The sequence below is a fragment of the Streptomyces sp. NPDC041129 genome (genome assembly GCF_055592265.1).
Window position 1 is genome coordinate 9,286 of sequence record NZ_JBVIYV010000008.1, and the last position, 18,687, is coordinate 27,972.

General features: G+C 76.6%; 2 protein-coding genes. Both read left to right on the forward strand.

Annotated elements, in window-relative coordinates:
- Positions 1-3 precede the first annotated feature (3 nt).
- Positions 4-15,204, forward strand: coding sequence for an SDR family NAD(P)-dependent oxidoreductase (locus tag ACZ6B1_RS24285; RefSeq protein ID WP_468781577.1), 15,201 nt, complete (start codon positions 4-6; stop codon positions 15,202-15,204).
- A complete protein-coding gene (locus ACZ6B1_RS24290; protein WP_468781579.1) occupies positions 15,201-18,671 on the forward strand; it encodes an amino acid adenylation domain-containing protein in 3,471 nt (1,156 codons plus the stop codon). Before ACZ6B1_RS24285 ends, ACZ6B1_RS24290 begins: the two co-directional genes overlap by 4 nt.
- Positions 18,672-18,687: the final 16 nt, after the last annotated feature.

The following is an 18,687-nucleotide window of genomic DNA, read 5'->3' on the forward strand; positions in this document are numbered from 1 at the left end:
CCAGTGAGCAGCCCCGAGGTCCAGGTGGCCGAGACGGATGTGGCGATCATCGGCATGGCCGGGCGTTTCCCCGGCGCCGACGACCTGGACTCCTTCTGGCACCTCCTGCGCGAGGGCCGCGAGGGCATCACCCGGTTCAGCCCCGAGGAACTGGCGGCGGCGGGCGTACCCTCCCGGCTGCTGACGGACCCCGCCTACGTCCCGGCGCACGGCGTCATCCCCGACGTCGACCTCTTCGACACCGGGTACTTCGAGTTCACCCCGGCCGAGGCCGCCATGACCGACCCGCAGCACCGCATCATGCTGCAGACCGGGCACGCGGCCCTCGAGCACGCCGGCTACGACCCGGCCCGCTTCGACGGGCTGATCAGCGTCTACGCCGGCGCCGCCATCAACACCTACCTCCAGCAGCAGGTCCTGCCGCACGTCGACCAGACCACCACCTCCAGCCACTTCGCGGTGATGGTCGGCAACGACAAGGACTACCTGGCCACCCGGCTGTCGTACAAGCTCGACCTCAAGGGCCCGAGCTACACCGTGCAGACCGCCTGCTCCACCTCGCTTGTCGCCCTGCACCTGGCCTGCCAGGGCCTGATCAACGGCGAGTGCGACATGGCCCTGGCCGGCGGCGTCACCGTCAAACTGCCGCAGGTCAAGGGCTACTTGTACGAGGAAGGTGCCATCCTGTCCCCGGACGGGCACGTGCGCGCCTTCGACGCGGAGGCCGGCGGCACCGTCCTCGGCAACGGCGTGGGCGTCGTCGTCCTGAAGCCGCTGCGGGACGCCCTCGCCGACCGGGACACCATCCACGCCGTCATCAAGGGCACGGCCACCAACAACGACGGCAGCGGCAAGGTCAGTTTCGCCGCCCCCGGTGCCGCCGGGCAGAGCGCCGTCATCCGTGAGGCGCACACCGTCTCCGGCGTCGACCCGCGCTCCATCGGCTACGTCGAGGCCCACGGCACCGCGACCCGGCTCGGCGACCCCGTCGAGGTCTCCGCCCTCACCAAGGCCTTCCGCGAGGCCACCGCGGACACCGGTTTCTGCGCGATCGGGTCGGTGAAGTCCAACGTCGGCCACCTCGACGCCGCCGCCGGCGTCGCCGGCGTCATCAAGACGGCGCTGATGATGAAGCACCGCACCCTGGTGCCGACCGTCAACCACCGCACGCCCAACCCGGCCGTCGACTTCGCCGCGAGCCCCTTCAAGGTCAGCACCGCCACCACCCCGTGGACCGGGGACGGGCCGCTGCGCGCGGGCGTCAGCTCCTTCGGCATCGGCGGCACCAACGCGCACGCGGTACTCCAGGAGGCGCCGCCCGCGCCCGCCGCCGGCGACTCCCGCCCGCAGCAGGTCCTGGTGGTCTCCGCCCGCACCGCGAGCGCGCTGCGCACCGCGGCCGGCGACCTCGCCGCCCACCTGGAGGGCGACGACCGCGCCGCACTCGCCGACGTCGCCTACACCCTGGCGGTCGGGCGCCGCGCCCACGAGTACCGGCTCGCCGTCACCGGCGCCGACCGCGCCGCCCTCGCCGGGGCGCTCCGCGGCGCCGAGGTGCCCGAACGCCCCGCCACGGGCGAGGTGTCCTTCGTCTTCGCCGAGGAGGTGCCCGACGCGGCCGGGCTGGCCGAGCGGTGGTGCGCCGCGGAACCCGCCTTCGCCGGGCACCACGCCGCGGCCGTGGCCGCCGGCGCGCTCGACCACGGCGCCCCGGGCGCGGCCTTCGCGCTGCAGTACGCGCTCGGCAGGCTGTGGCTCGACCTCGGTCTGCGGCCCGTCGCCGTCCACGGTGACGGACTCGCCGCCCGCGTCGCCGCGTGCGTCACCGGAGCCCTGACCCCCGCCGAGGCCGTGGCCGCTCTCGGCCGCGCCGACGCCGAGGCGCCCCGTCCCGCCCCCGGCCGCGACCGGGTCGCGCTGCGCGGCGCGGCGGACGAGGTGCGCGGGACCGCCCTCGGCGTCGCCGACGGGCCGTGGGGCGGGGTGGCCCGTGCCTGGCAGGCCGGGGCCGAGGTCGACTGGGCGGGCTGGTTCGCGGGCGAGGAGCGCGGCCGGGTGCCGCTGCCCACCTACCCGTTCGAGGGCCGCCGCTGCTGGCTGACCGGACCGGACGAGGCCACCGCCCCGCAGCTCGCCGCTGCGGGCCCGCACCCCCTGCTCGACGAGAACGTCTCCACCCTCGACACCCTCGCCTACCGCACCACCCGGACCGGTGAGGAGTTCTACCTCGCCGACCACCGGGTCCAGGGCGAACCCGTCATGCCCGCCGCCGCGCACCTCGAACTCGCGCGCGCGGCGGCCGAGCTGTCCCTCGGCACGGCCGTCTCCCTGCACGACGTCTCCTTCGAGCGCCTGCTGAGCCACGCCGCCGGGCCGCGCACCTCGCTGATCTCGCTCTGGCGCGAGGACGACGGCGCCGGATTCGAGATCACCGGCGACGACACCGTGTACGCGGCCGGCGGCATCGAGCCCGGCCCGGCCGACCGGCCCGCCCCGGTCGACCTCGCGGCGGCGGCCGCCCGCTGCACCGAGACGCTTGGGCACCCCGAGTGCTACGACACGCTGCGCCGCCTCGGCCTGGACTACGGCCCCCGGATGAGCGCCCTCACCGAGGTCCGGCTGGGCGAGGGGGAGGCCCTGGCCACCCTCGAACTGCCCGACGGAGCCACGCTCGACGGCGCGGTCCTCAACCCGGCGCTCCTCGACGGCGCGCTGCACGCCCTGGTGCTGCTCCTCGCCCGCTCCTACGGCGACACCGCCGAGGGGTTCCTGCCGCTGGCCCTCGCCGAACTGACCGTGCACGCCCCGGTCGCCGGGGCCTGCCGGGCGCTGGTCACCACCCGCCGGCTGGGCGAGCGGTCGGCCCGCGCCGACCTGACCCTCACCGACGACCACGGCACCGTCCTCGCCCGGCTGACCGACCTGGCCGTACGGGTGCTCGGCGGGACCGGCGAAGCGGCTGCGAGCGGTTCCACCGAACCGGGTGAGCCGGCCCTGCTGGTGCGCCGCTGGACCGACGCGCCCACCGAGCCCGACGACACCGCGGCCACCCCGGCCGGCGCCACCGGCGTCGTCCTCGCCGCGACCGCCGCCCGCCGCGAGCGGCTCACCGCCGCCCTGACCGGCCGCGGCGTCGGCGAGGTGACCGCGCCGGAGACCGGGACAGGGCCGTCGGCCGGGACCGGCCTGGCGGACGGGGCCGTACCGGACGTGCTGCTGGTGGACGAGCCCACGGCCGAGGAGGCGCTGGAGCTGGTCCAGCGGCTGCTGCGGGCCCGGCCCACCGCACCCGTGCGCGTCCTGCTGCTGCACCGTCACGAGGCCGACGGCGCACGGCCCGAGCGTGCCGCGCTGGGCGCCTTCGCCCGGACCGTACGGGCCGAGAACCCGCTGCTCGCCGTCCAGGCCGTCGGACTCGCCGAGGGCGTGGACGAGACGGCCGCGCTCGTCGCCGAACTGGCCGGCGACGGCCGCGACCCCGAGGTCACCCACACCACCGGCGGCCGCCGCGTGCCCCGGCCCGCACCCGCCCCGGCCGCCGAACCCGTCGCCGTCCGCGACGGCGGCGTGTACGTCGTCTCCGGCGGCGCGGGCGGACTCGGCCGTGCCGTCGCGGACTGGATCCTCGGCCGCGCCGACGCCCGCGTGGTGCTGCTCGGACGCGGCGAGCAGCCGCCCGCCGCACTCGCCGAACGCCTGTCCTACCGCACCGCGGACGTCTCGGACCCGGCGGCGGTGGAACGCCAAATGGCTGTGATACGCGCGGAGATGGGCCCCATCAACGGTGTCGTCCACGCGGCCGGCGTGCTGCGCGACGGCTTCGCCCTGACCAAGACCGCCGACGACTTCGCCGCCGTCCTCGCGCCCAAGGTGAGCGGAGTGCGCGCGCTCGACGCCGCCACCGCCGACGACCCGCTGGACTTCTTCGTCGCCTTCTCCTCGATCGCCGCCCACATCGGCAGCGCGGGCCAGACCGACTACGCGTACGCCAACGCCTATCTGGACGCCTACGCCGAGCGCCACCCGCGGATCACCTCGGTCGCCTGGCCCATGTGGGCCGACGGCGGCATGCGGCAGACCGACGAGGCCGCCGCGGACATCGCCGCCCGCACCGGCTTCGGCGTCCTGCCCACCGACACGGGCCTCGCGCTGTTCGCGCGGGTCCTCGGCGTGCCCGGCGCGTTCGTCGCGGCCCACGGCGACCTGGCGAGGATCGACGGCACGCTGTCGGGACGCGCCCCCGCCGGCCGGGTCCCGGTCACCACCGAAGCGGCCGGCGCCCCGGGCGGCGAGGAGCCGCGCGCCCTGGCCGTGACACTGCTGCGGAACCTGATCGCCGCCGAGACGGGCCTGGACCCGGCCGAACTGGGCGAGGACGACCCGTTCGAGCGCCATGGCATCGACTCCCTGACGATCACCAAGCTCAACCGCGAACTCGACAAGCGATTCGACCGGCTGTCCAAGACCCTCTTCTTCGAGTACGCGACCCTCGGCGAACTCGCCGGCTACTTCGCCGAGCACCACAGCGCCGAACTGCGCGGCACCGCCGGGGACGAGGAGACCGGCGGGGCCGCCGCGTCGACGCCGGCCGCCTCCCCGGTGACCGCGACGCCGCGCCCCTCCCGTACGGCACGCTCGGGCCGTACGGCTCGTACCACCCGCACCGCACCCGGCGACCGGACCCCCGCGCCCTCACCGGCGGAGGACGACGACGCCATCGCGGTCATCGGCATCGCCGGCCGCTACCCCATGGCGGACGACATCGACGAGTTCTGGGCCAACCTGACACAGGCCCGCGACTGCGTGACCGAGATCCCCGCAGACCGCTGGGACCACACCCGCTGGTACGACCCGGACCCGGCCGCACCCGGCCGCGCCCACACCCGCTGGGGCGGGTTCCTACGCGACGTCGACCGTTTCGACCCGCTGTTCTTCGGCATCTCCCCGCGCCAGGCGGAGCTGATGGACCCCCAGGAACGGCTGTTCCTGCAGAACGCCTGGCACGTCATGGAGGACGCCGGTTACCGCCGCGCCGACCTGGCGGGCCGTCCGGTCGGCGTCTACGTCGGCGTGATGTACGGCGAGTACCAGTTCCACGGCGCCCTCGACGCCCTGCGCGGCGGACGCCCGCTGACCGGCTCGTCGTTCGCGACCATCGCCAACCGGGTCAGCCACGCGCTGAACCTCTCCGGCCCGAGCATGGCGCTGGACACCATGTGCTCCTCCTCGCTGACCGCGATCCACCTGGCCTGCGAGAGCCTGCGCCGGGGCGAGAGCGAACTGGCGCTGGCCGGTGGCGTCAACGTCTCCGTCCACCCGTACAAGTACGCCTTCCTCAGCCAGGGCCGCTTCCTGTCCTCCGACGGCCGCTGCCGCGCCTTCGGCGCCGGCGGCGACGGCTACGTGCCCGGCGAGGGCGTCGGCGCCGTCCTGCTCAAGCCGTACCGGCGCGCCCTGGCGGACGGCGACCGCGTCCACGGCCTGATCCTCGGCAGCGCCGTCAACCACGGCGCCAGGACCAACGGCTACACCGTGCCGAGCCCGCACGCCCAGCAGCGCGCCGTCACCGCGGCCATGGAGCGGGCCGGGGTCTCCCCGGACGGCATCGGCTACGTCGAGGCCCACGGCACCGGCACCGCGCTCGGCGACCCGATCGAGCTGACCGGGCTCGGCCAGGCGTACCGCACCGCCGAAGCCGGCCCCGGCACCTGGCCGATCGGCTCGGTCAAGTCCAACGTGGGCCACCTGGAGTCCGCCGCCGGCATGGCCGGACTCACCAAGGTGCTGCTCCAGTTCACCCACCGCACGCTGGTGCCCTCGCTGCACGCCGAGGAGCTGAACCCGAACATCGATTTCGACCGCTCCCCGTTCCGCGTCCAGCGCGACCTGGCCGACTGGCCCGGCGGGGACACCCCGCGCCGGGCCGGCCTCAGCTCCTTCGGCGCCGGCGGGTCCAACGCCCACCTGGTCCTGGAGGAGTCGCCGCACCCCGAGCCGGCGACCGACGTCCCCGCCGCGCGGCAGCACACCGTCGAGCCGGTGGCCTTCGTCCTGTCCGCCCGGGACGGGGAGCGGCTGCGCGCCCACGCCGAACGCGCCGCCCGCTTCCTGGAGAGCGAGCGGGTGCCGCTCGCCGACCTGTGCTTCACCAGCCAGACCGGCCGCGAGGCCATGGACGCCCGCTTCGCCGTCGTCGCCACCGACGGTGCCGCCGTCGCCGCCGCGCTGCGCCGCTGCGCCGCAGGAGAACCCCAGCCCGCGATCACCGACGACGGCCCGCTCGGTGAGCTGACCCGCCGCTGGCTGACCGGCGCCGACGTCGACTGGCGGGCCTGGCACGCCGGCCGGCCGGGCCCCGCCCCGCGCCGGACCCGCGCCCCGCTCTACCCGTTCGCCCCCGAGCGCTACTGGATCCCGCTCGACCCGGACCTCGGCACCTCCGCGCCGCACCCGCTGGTCGACGCCAACGAGTCGACCGTCGACGAGGTCCGCTTCGCCAAGACCCTGCGCTCCGGCGACCCGCTGCTGCGCGACCACGTCATCGAGGGCCGGCGCATCCTCGCCGGCGCCGCGACGCTGGAGTTCGTCCGCGCCGCCGCCCACCTCGCCCGGCCCGGCGTCCGGCACGCCCTGCGCGAGGTGGTGTGGGGCCGCGCGGTGGAGGTCGCCGACGGCGAGCGCACGGTGCGCGTGTCGTTCCGCCCGGACGGCGACGCCCTGCTCTTCGAGGTGTACGGCGACACCGGCGGCGAACGCACCACCCACGCCCGGGGCCGCGCCGTCCCGGCTCCGCCCGCCGCGCCCGCCGCACCGGAGGACCTCGACGCGCTGCGCGCCCGGCTCCCCGTCCTGCGCGACCGGTCCGGCGCCTACGCCGACTACACGGCCGCCGGGTTCGGCTACGGCCCCTCCTTCCAGGTCATCGACGAGATCCGCGCCGGGTCGGGCGAGGCCCTGGTACGGCTCGACGCCGGCGACGGCGGCCCGGTCACCGAGGTGCCCCCGGCGCTGCTCGACGGCGCCCTGCGGGCCTGCCACTGGGCCGGCCGCACCGCCGCGCCCCGCGCGGGCGAACTCGCGGTGCCCTTCAGCCTCGGCGCGCTCGACGTGCACGCCCCGCTGCCGCCGGTCTGCCTCGCCCACGCCCGGCGGACGGGGGAGACGGCCGGCGTCCTCCGCTTCGACCTGACCGTCTACGACGAGCAGGGCCGCGTCCTCGCCGAACTGCGTGACTTCGCGGGCCGCACGCCCGCGCCCGCCACCGCGTCCGGGACCACGGGGTCCGGGGCGTCCGAGGCCGCGCCCACCCCGGGCACCACCGCCCCCTCAGGCGGTGAGGCGCGCCTGTACGAGCCCTGCTGGGAGGCCGCCGGCGAACCCGCGCAGGGGAGTGCCGCCGACACCCTCGCCGTACTCGGCCGGCACCCCGAGCTGGAGGCGGCCCTCGCCGCCACCGGGGTGTGGCGCCGCGTGGTGAACGTCCCCGAGGAGCCCGGCGCCCTCGCCGACGCCCTCGCCGGGCTCGCCCACCCCGACGGCCTGGACCTCGCCGTCGTGGGAGGCGTGACCGCCCCCGCCCCGGCCGCGGACGAAGGGGACCCCGCCGGCCTGCTCGACCGGGTCTGCGGCACGGTGCTCCAGGTGCTCGGCGCCGCCCGGTCCGACGCCCTGCCCGGCCGTGTGCGCCTGCTCGTCCTCCACCCCCAGGAGGGCGGTCACGACCGGCCGGAGTGGGCCGCCCTGGCCGGCTTCGCCCGGTCCACGGCTCCCACCGCACCCCGCCTCGAACTGCTCACCCTGGGCCTCGACCCGGCCCTGGCCGCCGACGCGACCGCCGAGGCCGTGGCCGCCGAACTGCGCGCCGTGCCCCGCGCGGCCGGGCTTGAGGCGCGCCGCACCGCGAACGGCGAACGGCAGATCCGCGCCCTGCGGCCGGTGCGGCCGTCCGGCGCTCCCGCCTCACCACTGCGCGAGGGCGGCGTCCACGTCGTCACCGGCGGCGGCGGAGCCATCGGCCGTGTCCTCGCCGAGCACCTGGCCCGCACCAGCGCGGCCAGACTGGTGCTGATCGGCCGCTCCGAGCCGGACACCGCCGCGCGCGAGTGGCACCGCACACTCACCGGGCTCGGCGCCGAGGTGCTCGCCCTGCGCGCCGACGTGGCCCGCCACGACGAACTGGCCGCCGCCCTGGCCACCGCCCGCGACCGCTTCGGGGCCCTGCACGGTGTGTTCCACCTGGCCGGCGTCGCCGACGAGGGCCGCGCCGACCCCGGCGACCGGGAGCGGTTCACCCGGGTGCTCGCGGCCAAGACCCACGGCCTGGTCCACCTCGACCGGCTCACCCGCGACGACGACCTCGACTGCTTCGTGGTGTTCTCCTCCGTCTCCTCCGTCATCGGTGACTTCGGCGCGGCCAGCTACGCCACGGCCAACCGGTTCGCCGACCTCTACACGGCGCGGCGCGACCGCTGGACGCGGCAGGGGCTGCGGCACGGCCGCAGCCTGTCCCTGGCCTGGCCGCTGTGGGCCGTCGGCGGGGTCGACGGGCTGGTCCGGGAACAGGAACTGGCCGCCTACACCCGGCGCACCGGCATGCGTCCGCTCGACGCCGAGCAGGGCGTCGCCCTGCTCGACGGCGCCCTCGGCGGCGGCAGCGCGTGGCTGGTCCCCGCCTGGGGCGAGGCGGCCGCCGTCGACACGGCCCTCACCGGCACCACCACGGAGCCCCCGGCCGGCACCACCCCCGCCGCCCACGGCACCACCTCCGCCGCCCACGGCACCACCCCCGCCCCCGGCAACGCACCGGCCGAGCCGGTCGCACCGGCTCGACCCGCCGCGGACGACCGCGTGCGGTCCCGGCTGGTGGAGCACCTGCGCACCGCCCTGGCCGGCGTGCTGAAGCTGCCCGTGGGACGGCTCGACAGCCGGATCCCGCTCGACGACTACGGCATGGACTCGGTACTCGTCATGGAGTCCAACTCCCTGCTCGGAAAGAACTTCCCCGGTCTGCGCGGCACCGTGTTCTTCGAGTGCCGCACCGTCGACGAGCTGGCCGACCACGTCCTCGCCGAACACGCCGAGGCCGTGACCCGCCTCTTCCCGGCGGCCACCGCCGGCACCGCCGGTACCATCACCGCGCCGCCCGTCAGCGCACCCGTCCCGGCGCCGGTGACCCGCCCGGAGCCGCCCCGGCCGGTACCGGCCGAGGACGAGCCGATCGCCGTCGTCGGCATCAGCGGCCGTTACCCCAAGGCCCGCGACCTGGACGAGTTCTGGCGCAACCTCGCCGAGGGACGCGACTGCGTCACCGAGGTACCGGCCGACCGCTGGGACGCCGACGCCCTGTTCGACCCGGACCCCGCCGCACCCGGCCGCAGCTACGGCCGCTGGGGCGGCTTCCTGGACGACGTCGACAGCTTCGACTCGCTGTTCTTCCGGATCTCGCCCAAGCAGGCCCGCACCATGGACCCGCAGGAACGGCTGTTCCTGGAGACCGCCTGGTCCGCGCTGGAGAACGCCGGCTACCCGCCCTCCCGCCTCCCCGCGCCCCGCTTCGGCGGCCAGGGACACGACGTCGGCGTGTTCGTCGGCGTGATGTGGGACGACTACGCCGTCCTCGCCGCCACCGAGTCCGCGCGCGGCAACCACCAGGTGGTCCTCGCCAACCGCGCCTCCATCGCCAACCAGGTCTCCTACTTCGGCGACTTCCGCGGACCCAGCGTGGTCGTGGACACCGCCTGCTCGGCGTCCCTCGTCGCCGTCCACCAGGCCTGCGAGAGCATCCGCCGCGGCGAGTGCTCGTACGCCCTCGCGGGTGGGGTGAACGTCTCAGTCCACCCCGACAAGTACGTCCACCTCAGCCACCGGACGATGCTGTCCACCGACGGGCTGTGCCGCGCCTTCGGGGCCGGCGGCAGCGGCTACGTGCCCGGCGAGGGAGTCGGCGCGGTGCTGCTCAAGCGGCTGTCGGACGCCGTGCGCGACGGCGACACCGTGCACGCCGTGATCCGCGCCACCGCCGTCAACCACGGCGGCCGCACCAGCGGCTTCACCGTGCCCAACCCGCAGGCCCAGCAGGCCCTGATCGAGCAGGCCCTGACCGCCGCCGGCATCGACGCGCGGACCATCGGCTGCGTCGAGGCCCACGGCACCGGCACCGCCCTCGGCGACCCGATCGAGCACACCGCGCTCGCGCAGGCCTTCGCCCGGGACACCGGCGACACCGGCTTCTGCGCGCTCGGCTCGGTGAAGTCCGCCATCGGCCACCTGGAGGGGGCCGCGGGCATCGCCGGGCTCACCAAGGCCGTCCTCCAGCTCCGCAACGGCACCCTGCTGCCCACGCTGCACGCCGAGGAGACCAACCCCGTCATCGACTTCACCCGCTCGCCGTTCACCGTGCAGCGCGAGAAGCGGCCCTGGCCCCGGCCGTACGACGCCGACGGCCGCCCGCTGCCGCGCCGCGCCGCCGTCAGCTCCTTCGGCGCGGGCGGCACCAACGCCCACGTCGTCGTCGAGGAGTACCTCGCACCCGAGCCCGCCGACGCCGGGCCCGAGACGCCCGGGCTGATCGTGCTCTCCGCCCGCGACGAGACCCGGCTGCGCGCCTACGCGGCCGGGATGGGCCGCGCCCTCGGCGCCGCCGCGCAGGGCGACCCGGCCGCGCCGCGGCTCGCCGACGTCTCGCACACCCTGCGCACCGGCCGCGAACCCCTCGCCGAGCGGCTGGCGTTCGTCGCCACGGACCTCGCCGACGCGGCGGCCGCGCTCACCGCCTTCGGGCGCGGCGAGGACGACCAGAGGCTGCACCGCGGCCGGGTCGAGCAGCACCCGGCGCTGGCCGGCCTGCTGACCGAGACCGTCGGCGGCGACGACTTCCTGGCCGCCCAGATCAGCGCCGGGGGAGACGACCTGCTGGCCCGGCTGTGGGTGTCCGGCGTCACCGTCGACTGGGACCTGGTCGACCGGATGCGGCCCGGCACTCCCCGCCGAGTACCGTTGCCCACCTACCCGTTCGAGCGCGTACGGCACTGGCTGGACACCGGCCCCGCCACATCGGCCTCGGCACCCGTGCCCCGCCCGGCGGCCCCCGTCCGGGCCCAGGTGCCCGCCCCGCGCCTCCCCGCCCCGCGCGTCCCCACGCCTGCGGCACCGGCCTCCGCCCCCACCGCGTCCCGCGAGTGGCGGCGGCGGCTCGCCGCGGACGAGCCCGTGCTGCGCGACCACGTCGTCGGCGGCCGGCCCATCCTGCCGGGCACCGGCCATCTCGACCTCGTCGCCGAGGCGCACGGAGCGCTGACCGGCCGGGCCCTGACCGACGTGCGCTGGGTGGCCCCGCTGGCCCTGTCCGGTTCCGGCGACGAGGTGACCGTGGCCCTGGACGGCGACGGCTACGAGGTGCGCGGCCCCGACGGCACCGTCCGGTCCCGCGGCCGGGTCGGTGACGCCCAGGACGCCCCGGCCGCGCTCGACGTGGCTCAGCTGCGCGCCCGCCTCGACGCGGGCGCGGACGGGGACGCCTTCTACCGGCTGCTGGCGGACCAGGGCCTGCCGTACGGCCCGTTCTTCCGCAGGGTCCGCGAGGTGTGGACCGGTGACGAGGAGGTACTGGGCCGGATCGGCGCCGTGGACGGCGACGCGGGCCACGCCCTGCACCCGGGCGTCCTGGACGCCGCCCTGCACACCGTCGCCGCCCTGATGGCGCGTCACCGCCCCGGCCGGAGCACCCCGATGCTGCCCTTCGCGGCCGACCGCGTCGACGTCCTCGGCCGGGTCCCGGTCACCGGCTGGTCGTACGTCCGCCGGACCGGCACCGACCGCTACGACGTCCTGCTCTGCGACGATTCCGGCGCCGCTCGCGTCCGGTTCACCGGCCTGACCTACCGGCAGGCCAAGGACCCGGCGGTGGTCGTCCACCGGCCCGTGTGGACCGCCCGCCCCGCCGACGGGCGGGCCGAACCGGCCCGGACCGTGCTGCTGGTCGCCGAGCGCCCGGACACCGGTCTCGCCGCGGACCTCGCCGCCGCCCACACAGGGGCGGACGTACGGCGGCTGCGGATCGCCTCCGACGGTCTCACCGACGCCGGCCTGGACCACGCCCTGCGCGAGGCCACGCCGGACCTGGTCTACTTCCTCGGCACCGGAACCGGTCCCGAGACCGGTCCCGGAACAGGTGCGGAGACGGGTGCCGGCCCCGGCCGTGAGCCCGCCGGCCGGCGTGAGCTCCGGGCCCTGACGGACCGCTCGGTCCTCGCCCTGCACCGCCTGGTGCGGGCCCTGGACCGGCACGGCGTCCTCGACCGGGCGCTTCGGCTGAAGGTGGTCACCACCGACGTGCACCCGCTGGAGGCGGGCGACGCCTCCGCCCCGTGGGCCGCGGGCCTCGCGGGACTGGCGTCCGTGGCGGCCAAGGAGTACCCGAACCTGCGGGTCGCGCTGGTCGACGTGCGCTCCGCGGAGGCCGCGGAGACCGCGCGGGCGATCGTGGCCGAGCCGTTCCCGGCCCGCCCGGCCCCCGTGTCGATCCGGGCCGGCGTACGCCGGGTCCGCACCCTGGAACGCGTCGAACTGCCGGGCGCCACACCCCCGTTCCGGCAGGGCGGCGTCTACCTCGTCGTCGGCGGTCTCGGCGCCGTCGGCCGGGACACCTGCCGGCACCTCGCCCGCGCCTACGGGGCGAAGCTGGTCGTGGTCGGCCGCTCCCCACTGGACGAGACGCGCCGGCGCACGATCGCCGAACTGGAGAAGGACGGGGCCGAGGTGCGCCACCTCGCCCTGGACGCCGGCGACCCGGCCGCGCTCGCCGAGGCCGTACGGCTGGCCCGGCAGGAGTTCGGCGCCCTGCACGGCGTGTTCAACGCGGCGATGGTGCTGGTCAACCGGGAGCTGCGCGAGCTGTCCGAACCGGAGCTGCGCCGCGCCGTGGAGTCCAAGACGGACACCGCCCTCGCGGTGCTGGACGCGGTGCGCGAGGAGCCGCTGGACTTCGTGCTCTTCTACTCCTCCGGCGTGGCCTTCGAGGGCAACCACGGCCAGGCGGGCTACGCGGCCGGCTGCACCTTCGCCGACGCCTACGCCGCGCACGCCGGGCGGACGCTGCCCTTCCCGGTGCGCGTCCTGAACCTCGGGTACTGGCACGCGGGCGGTGACGCCGAACGCGAGCGCGTGCTGCGCCGGTTCGAGGCCGCCGGCATCCGGCCGCTGACCGCCGAGCGCGGTATGGCCGTGGTGGAGCGCGCGCTGGCGGCGGGCCTGCCGCAGGTGTTCGCGCTGGACGCCGAGCGGCACATCCTGGACAACCTGGGCATCGACCCGGACCGCACCCTGACCGTGCTGCCCGGACAGCACGCCGGCACCTCCGGCCCGCTGCCCGAGGTCCGCTTCACCGGCCGGACCATCACCGACGAGGGCGAACTGGCCGGGCACCAGCGCGCGGTCGACCTGCTGGAGGACCTCGCGCACCGGCTGCTGGCCCCGGCACTGCGCCGGGCCGGCCTGTTCGAGCAGTTCACGACCGGCGCCCCCGGGCCCGGCCACGAGGAACTCGCCGCCCGACTGGGTGTCGTACCGGAGCACCGGGCGCTGTTCGAGGCCCAGCTCGCCATCCTGGTGACGACGGGCCTGCTGCGCGCCGACGACGACGGCGGGCTCCGTCCGACGGGCCGCGCCGTGGAGGACGAGGCCGCCCTGCTGGCCGCGCTCGGCGAACTGACGGACCGGCACCCGGCCCTCGCCCCCATCGGCACGCTGCTGCGGGACTGCCTGGCCGCGCTGCCCGACGTGCTCACCGGCCGCCGCTCCGCGATGGACGTCCTCTTCCCCGACGGCTCCGCCGAGCGGGTGGCCGCCGTGTACCGGGGCGACCCGGTCACCGACCGCTGCAACGCCGAGGTGGCGCGGCTGGTGACCGAGCGGGTACGGGCCGGCCTGGCCGCCGAGCCCGGCCGCACGGTACGGATCCTGGAGGTCGGCGCGGGCACGGGCGGCACCACCGCGACGGTGCTGGCCGCGCTCGCCCCGTACGCCGGTTCCGTCGAGTACGTCTTCACCGACGTCTCCCCGGCCTTCGTCCGCAAGGCCCGGGCCCGGTTCGGCGCCGGCCACCCCTTCGCCCGCTTCGAAGTGCTCGACATCGAGGCGGACGCCGAGGGCCAGGGCATCGAGCCCGGCGCGTACGACGTGGTGCTCGGCACCAACGTCTTCCACGCCACGCAGCGCCTGACCGGCACGCTGCTGCGGGCCAAGGCGCTGCTGCGGCGGGGCGGGGCCCTGCTGCTGGTCGAGGGCACCCGGCCGCGGGACCAGCTCGCGCTCGTCTTCGGCCTCACCCCCGGCTGGTGGCTGTTCGCCGACCCCGAGCAGCGGCTGCCCCGCTCTCCGCTGGCGAGCGAACGCCAGTGGCGGGACGCGCTGGCCGTCTGCGGGTTCACCCACATCGGCGCGGCGGCGCCGGCCACGGAGGCCGGCCCGGCCTTCCAGAGCGTCATCGCCGCCGTCAGCGACGGCCTGGTGCCCGCGTCCCGGCCCCCGGCCGTCGAGGCCGCGCCCGGGGCCGCCGGCGCCCAGGCCGCTCCCGTCGCCGACAGGACCCCGGCCGCCCAGGCCGTCGACCGCGCCGCCGTCGACGACGAACTCCGCAAGGTGACCGAGGTGTTCGCCCGGGTGCTGGAGCTCGCCCCGGACCAGCTCGACCCGGACCTCACCTTCGAGAACTACGGAGTGGACTCGCTGGTCGTGCTGGAACTGACCCGGGCCCTGGAGGGCGTGTACGGCCCCCAGCCGGCGACGCTGCTCTTCGAGCGCATCACCGTCCGGCGCCTGGCCGAGCACTTCCAAGGCCTTGCGGCGACGACCACGCCACCGGCCCCGGCACGGACCGGCGAACCGGCGCCGGACGTCACCGGTGAACCGGCCCCGGAGCGAGGCGCCGAAGCGGCCCCCGAGGCCGCGGTCCGGCCCGAGGAGCCGGCCGCCCCCGGCGCCCGACCGGTGCCGGCACCCACCGGCTCCCGATCGGTGCCGGCACCCACCGGGCCCGCCACCACCCCCGGTCCCGCCGTGGCCCCAGGTCCCGCCACCGCCCCGGCCGGTCCCGACCCGGCCGCCGACGCCGGGCGTCTGATCGAGGGCCTGTCCGACGCGGCCGTGGACGAGCTGCTGGCCGTACTGCTCGCGGAGCGCGGGAAGTTCGAAGGAGAGGGACGATGACTGCCGAGCCGTTCACTTGCGTCGTGATCGGCGAGGAGACCCTCCTCGTCGAGTGCACGAGACTGCTCCTGGCCCGCGGGCACACGGTGGCCGCCGTGGTGTCCCCGTCGCCCGAGCTGCTCGCCTGGGCCGAGGGCGAGGGTCTGCCCGCCGTGCGGTTCGGCCCGGACCTCGCCGAGCGGCTGGCACCGCTGCGCTTCGACCACCTGTTCAGCATCGCCAACCTGCGGATGCTGCCCGAGGAGGTGCTGGCGCTGCCGGCCGGGCTGCCGGTGAACTTCCACGACGGCCCGCTGCCCCGGCACGCCGGTCTGTTCGCCACGAGCTGGGCGATCCTCGAGGGCGACAAGCAGCACGGCGTGACCTGGCACGTGATGGACCGCGAGGCGGACACCGGCGACGTGCTCAAGCGGCGCGCGCTGCCCGTCGACCAGGACGCCACCGCGCACGACCTGGACGTGGCCTGCTTCGAGGCGGGTATCGAGTCCTTCGCCGAACTGGTCGACGAACTCGCCGCCGGCACGGTCACCCGCACCCCGCAGGACCTCGGCCTGCGGACCTACCACGGCCGCTACGACGGACTGCCCCGCGCCGGTGTCTTCGACTGGCACCAGCCCGCCGCCGAGCTGGACGCGCTGGTACGGGCCACCTCGTTCGGGCGCCGCCGCAACGACTTCGGCACCGCGCTGCTCGCCCTCGGCGGTGAACTGGTCGCCGTGCGCGGCACGGAGGTCACCGGCCGGGCCTCCACCGCCGCGCCCGGCACGGTCGTCGGCTCCGGCCCCGACGCCCTCACCGTGGCCACCGGCGACCGGGACGTGCGCCTCACCGATCTCGCCGACCTTTCCGGCGAACGGCTCGACCCCGTCGCGCTCGCCGGGGCCCTGGCCGGCGACCACGACGGCCGCTTCCCGCACCTCACCGACGCCGAAGCGGCCGAGCTGGCCGAGGCCGCCCGCGCCGCGCACCGGCAGGAGCGGCACTGGCTGCGGCTGCTCCGGTCACTGGAGCCCATGCTGCCGCCCCGGTTCGGCGGCCTGGCCGACCAGGCCCGCCCGGCCGGTCCCGTTCCGCTGCCCGAGGCCCTCACCCGCGACGGCGCCGCGCCCGAGCGGGTCGCGCTCGCCGCCGTCCTGGCCTTCCTCGCCCGGCTCTCCCGCGGCGGCGAACAGGACGTCGCCGTGTCCGTCCCGCCCGCCGGCGGCACGGCGGCCGGGCTGCTGGCCACCGAGGTGCCGTTGCGCGCCCCGCACGGCCTGCTGGAGGACACCCTCGCCGACCTCACCGGCCGGGCCGGCGCCGAACTGGACCGGATCCGGGCCCGGGCGCCGTACCGCCGCGACGTGGCGCTGCGACACCCCGAGCTGGCCGGTGCCGCCCGCACCGGGCTGCCCGTCGGCGTGATCCTGCCCGACGGACCGGCCGAACCCACCCGCCGCCCGCTGACCGTCCGGATCGACGCCGACGGCTCGGTGCGCTTCGGCGGCACAGAGACGACGGCACGTCAGGAAAGCTGGCTGGCAGCGCACTTCGCCCTCTTCCTGGACGGTGCCGCGACGGCGCCCGAGGACCCGCTCGGCTCCGTCGAACTGCTCGGACCCGAGGAGCGGGAGCTGGTGCTGCGACGGTGGAACGACACCGCCGCCGACTACCCGCGCGAGCGCACCGTCAGCCGGCTTGTCGGCGACCTGGCCTGTGCCGCCCCGGACCTCACCGCCGTACGCTTCGAGGACCGCGAGCTGACCTACGCGGAACTGGACGCCGCGGCCGACCGGCTGGCCCGGCACCTGGCCGGGCTGGGCGCCGGACCCGGGACCGTGGTCGGCGTCCTCCTGGAGCGCTCGGCGGAGCTGCTGGTCAGTCTGCTCGCGGTGATGCGCAGCGGCGCCGCCTACGTGCCGATCGACCCCATCTACCCGGCCGCCCGCATCGGCCACATGCTGACCGACTCGGGGGCCGGCCTCGTCCTCACCGACGAGGCCCTGCGCGGCACCCTCAAGGGCTTCCCGGCCACGCCCGTCGTGGTGCCGGAGGTCCTGGCCGACACCACCCCCGAGGCGGACGGGACCGGCCCGTTCGACCGGTCCGAGCCGGACGCGCCCGCCTACGTCATCTACACCTCCGGTTCCACCGGGACGCCCAAGGGCGTCCAGGTCGGACACCGGGCCCTGGTCAACTTCCTGTGGACCATGGCCCGTACCCCCGGCTTCGGTTCCACGGACTCGCTGCTCGCCCTCACCACCGTCTGCTTCGACATCGCCGGCCTGGAGCTGTACCTGCCGCTGGTGCGCGGCGGCACCGTGGAGGTGCTGTCCGCCGCCGTCGCCGCCGACGGCTTCGCGCTGCGCGAGCGGGTGGAGCGGTCGGCGCCCACCGTCCTGCAGGCCACCCCGACCACCTGGCAGATGCTGCTGACCGCCGGCTGGCGGGGCGACCCGGCCATGCGCGCCCTGTGCGGCGGCGAGCCGCTGCCCGGCGAACTCGCCGACCGGCTCGCCCCGCTCGTCGGCGCCCTGTACAACATGTACGGGCCGACCGAGACGACGATCTGGTCCACCGTCGACCGGGTGCGTCCCGGCGAGCCCGTCACCATCGGCCGCCCCATCGGCAACACCCGCTGCCACGTCCTCGACGAGCGGGGCGTCCCGGTCCCGCCCGGTGTCCCCGGCGAGCTGTACCTGTCCGGCGACGGCGTCGCCGACGGCTACCTGGGCCGCCCGGAGCTGACCGCCGAACGCTTCGTGACCGCACCCGGGGCCGGCACCGGCCGGGCCTACCGCACCGGCGACCTGGTGCGGCACCTGCCCGACGGCCGCCTGGAGTACCTGGAGCGCATCGACGGCCAGGTCAAGCTCAACGGCTACCGCGTCGAACTCGGCGAAGTGGAGTCCGCGCTTCGGCGCGCCGACGGTGTCACCGCCGCCGTCGCCGTGGTGCGCGAGGACCGGCCGGGCGAGCGCCGCCTCGTCGCCTACGTCACCGGGCCCGGCGCCCCGGCCCCGGACGCGCTGCGCGCCGGCCTGCGTGAGGTACTGCCCGCCTACATGGTCCCGTCCGCCGTCGTCGCCCTGCCGGAGCTGCCCCTCACCCCGAACGGCAAGGTGGACCGGGGCGCCCTGCCCCGGCCTGGCGGCACCCGGATCGCCGGGGGCGGGGCCGCCGCCCGCACCGACCTGGAACGCCGCATCGCCGGCATCTGGTGCGAGGTGCTGGGCCTGGAGGAGGTCGGCGCGGAGGACAACTTCTTCGACGCCGGCGGCGACTCGCTGCGCCTGACGTCCGTGGTCGCCGCCCTGCGGGAGCGGCTCGGCCTGCGGGTCACCCGCCTCGACATGTTCGGCCACCCGACCGTACGGGCCATGGCCGCGCACGCCGGCGAGGCCCCCGGGCCCGCCGCGCGCCGGCCCCGGCGCTCCCGCGACGCCGGGGCGCTGGCCCGCCGACGCGACCGGAGGCAGCGCCCGTGACGACCGGCCACCGCAC

What these genes read in the sequence shown, in the direction of transcription:
- ACZ6B1_RS24290 (WP_468781579.1), top strand. Translation starts at nt 15,201, where the DNA reads ATGACTGCCGAGCCGTTCACTTGCGTCGTGATCGGCGAGGAGACCCTC.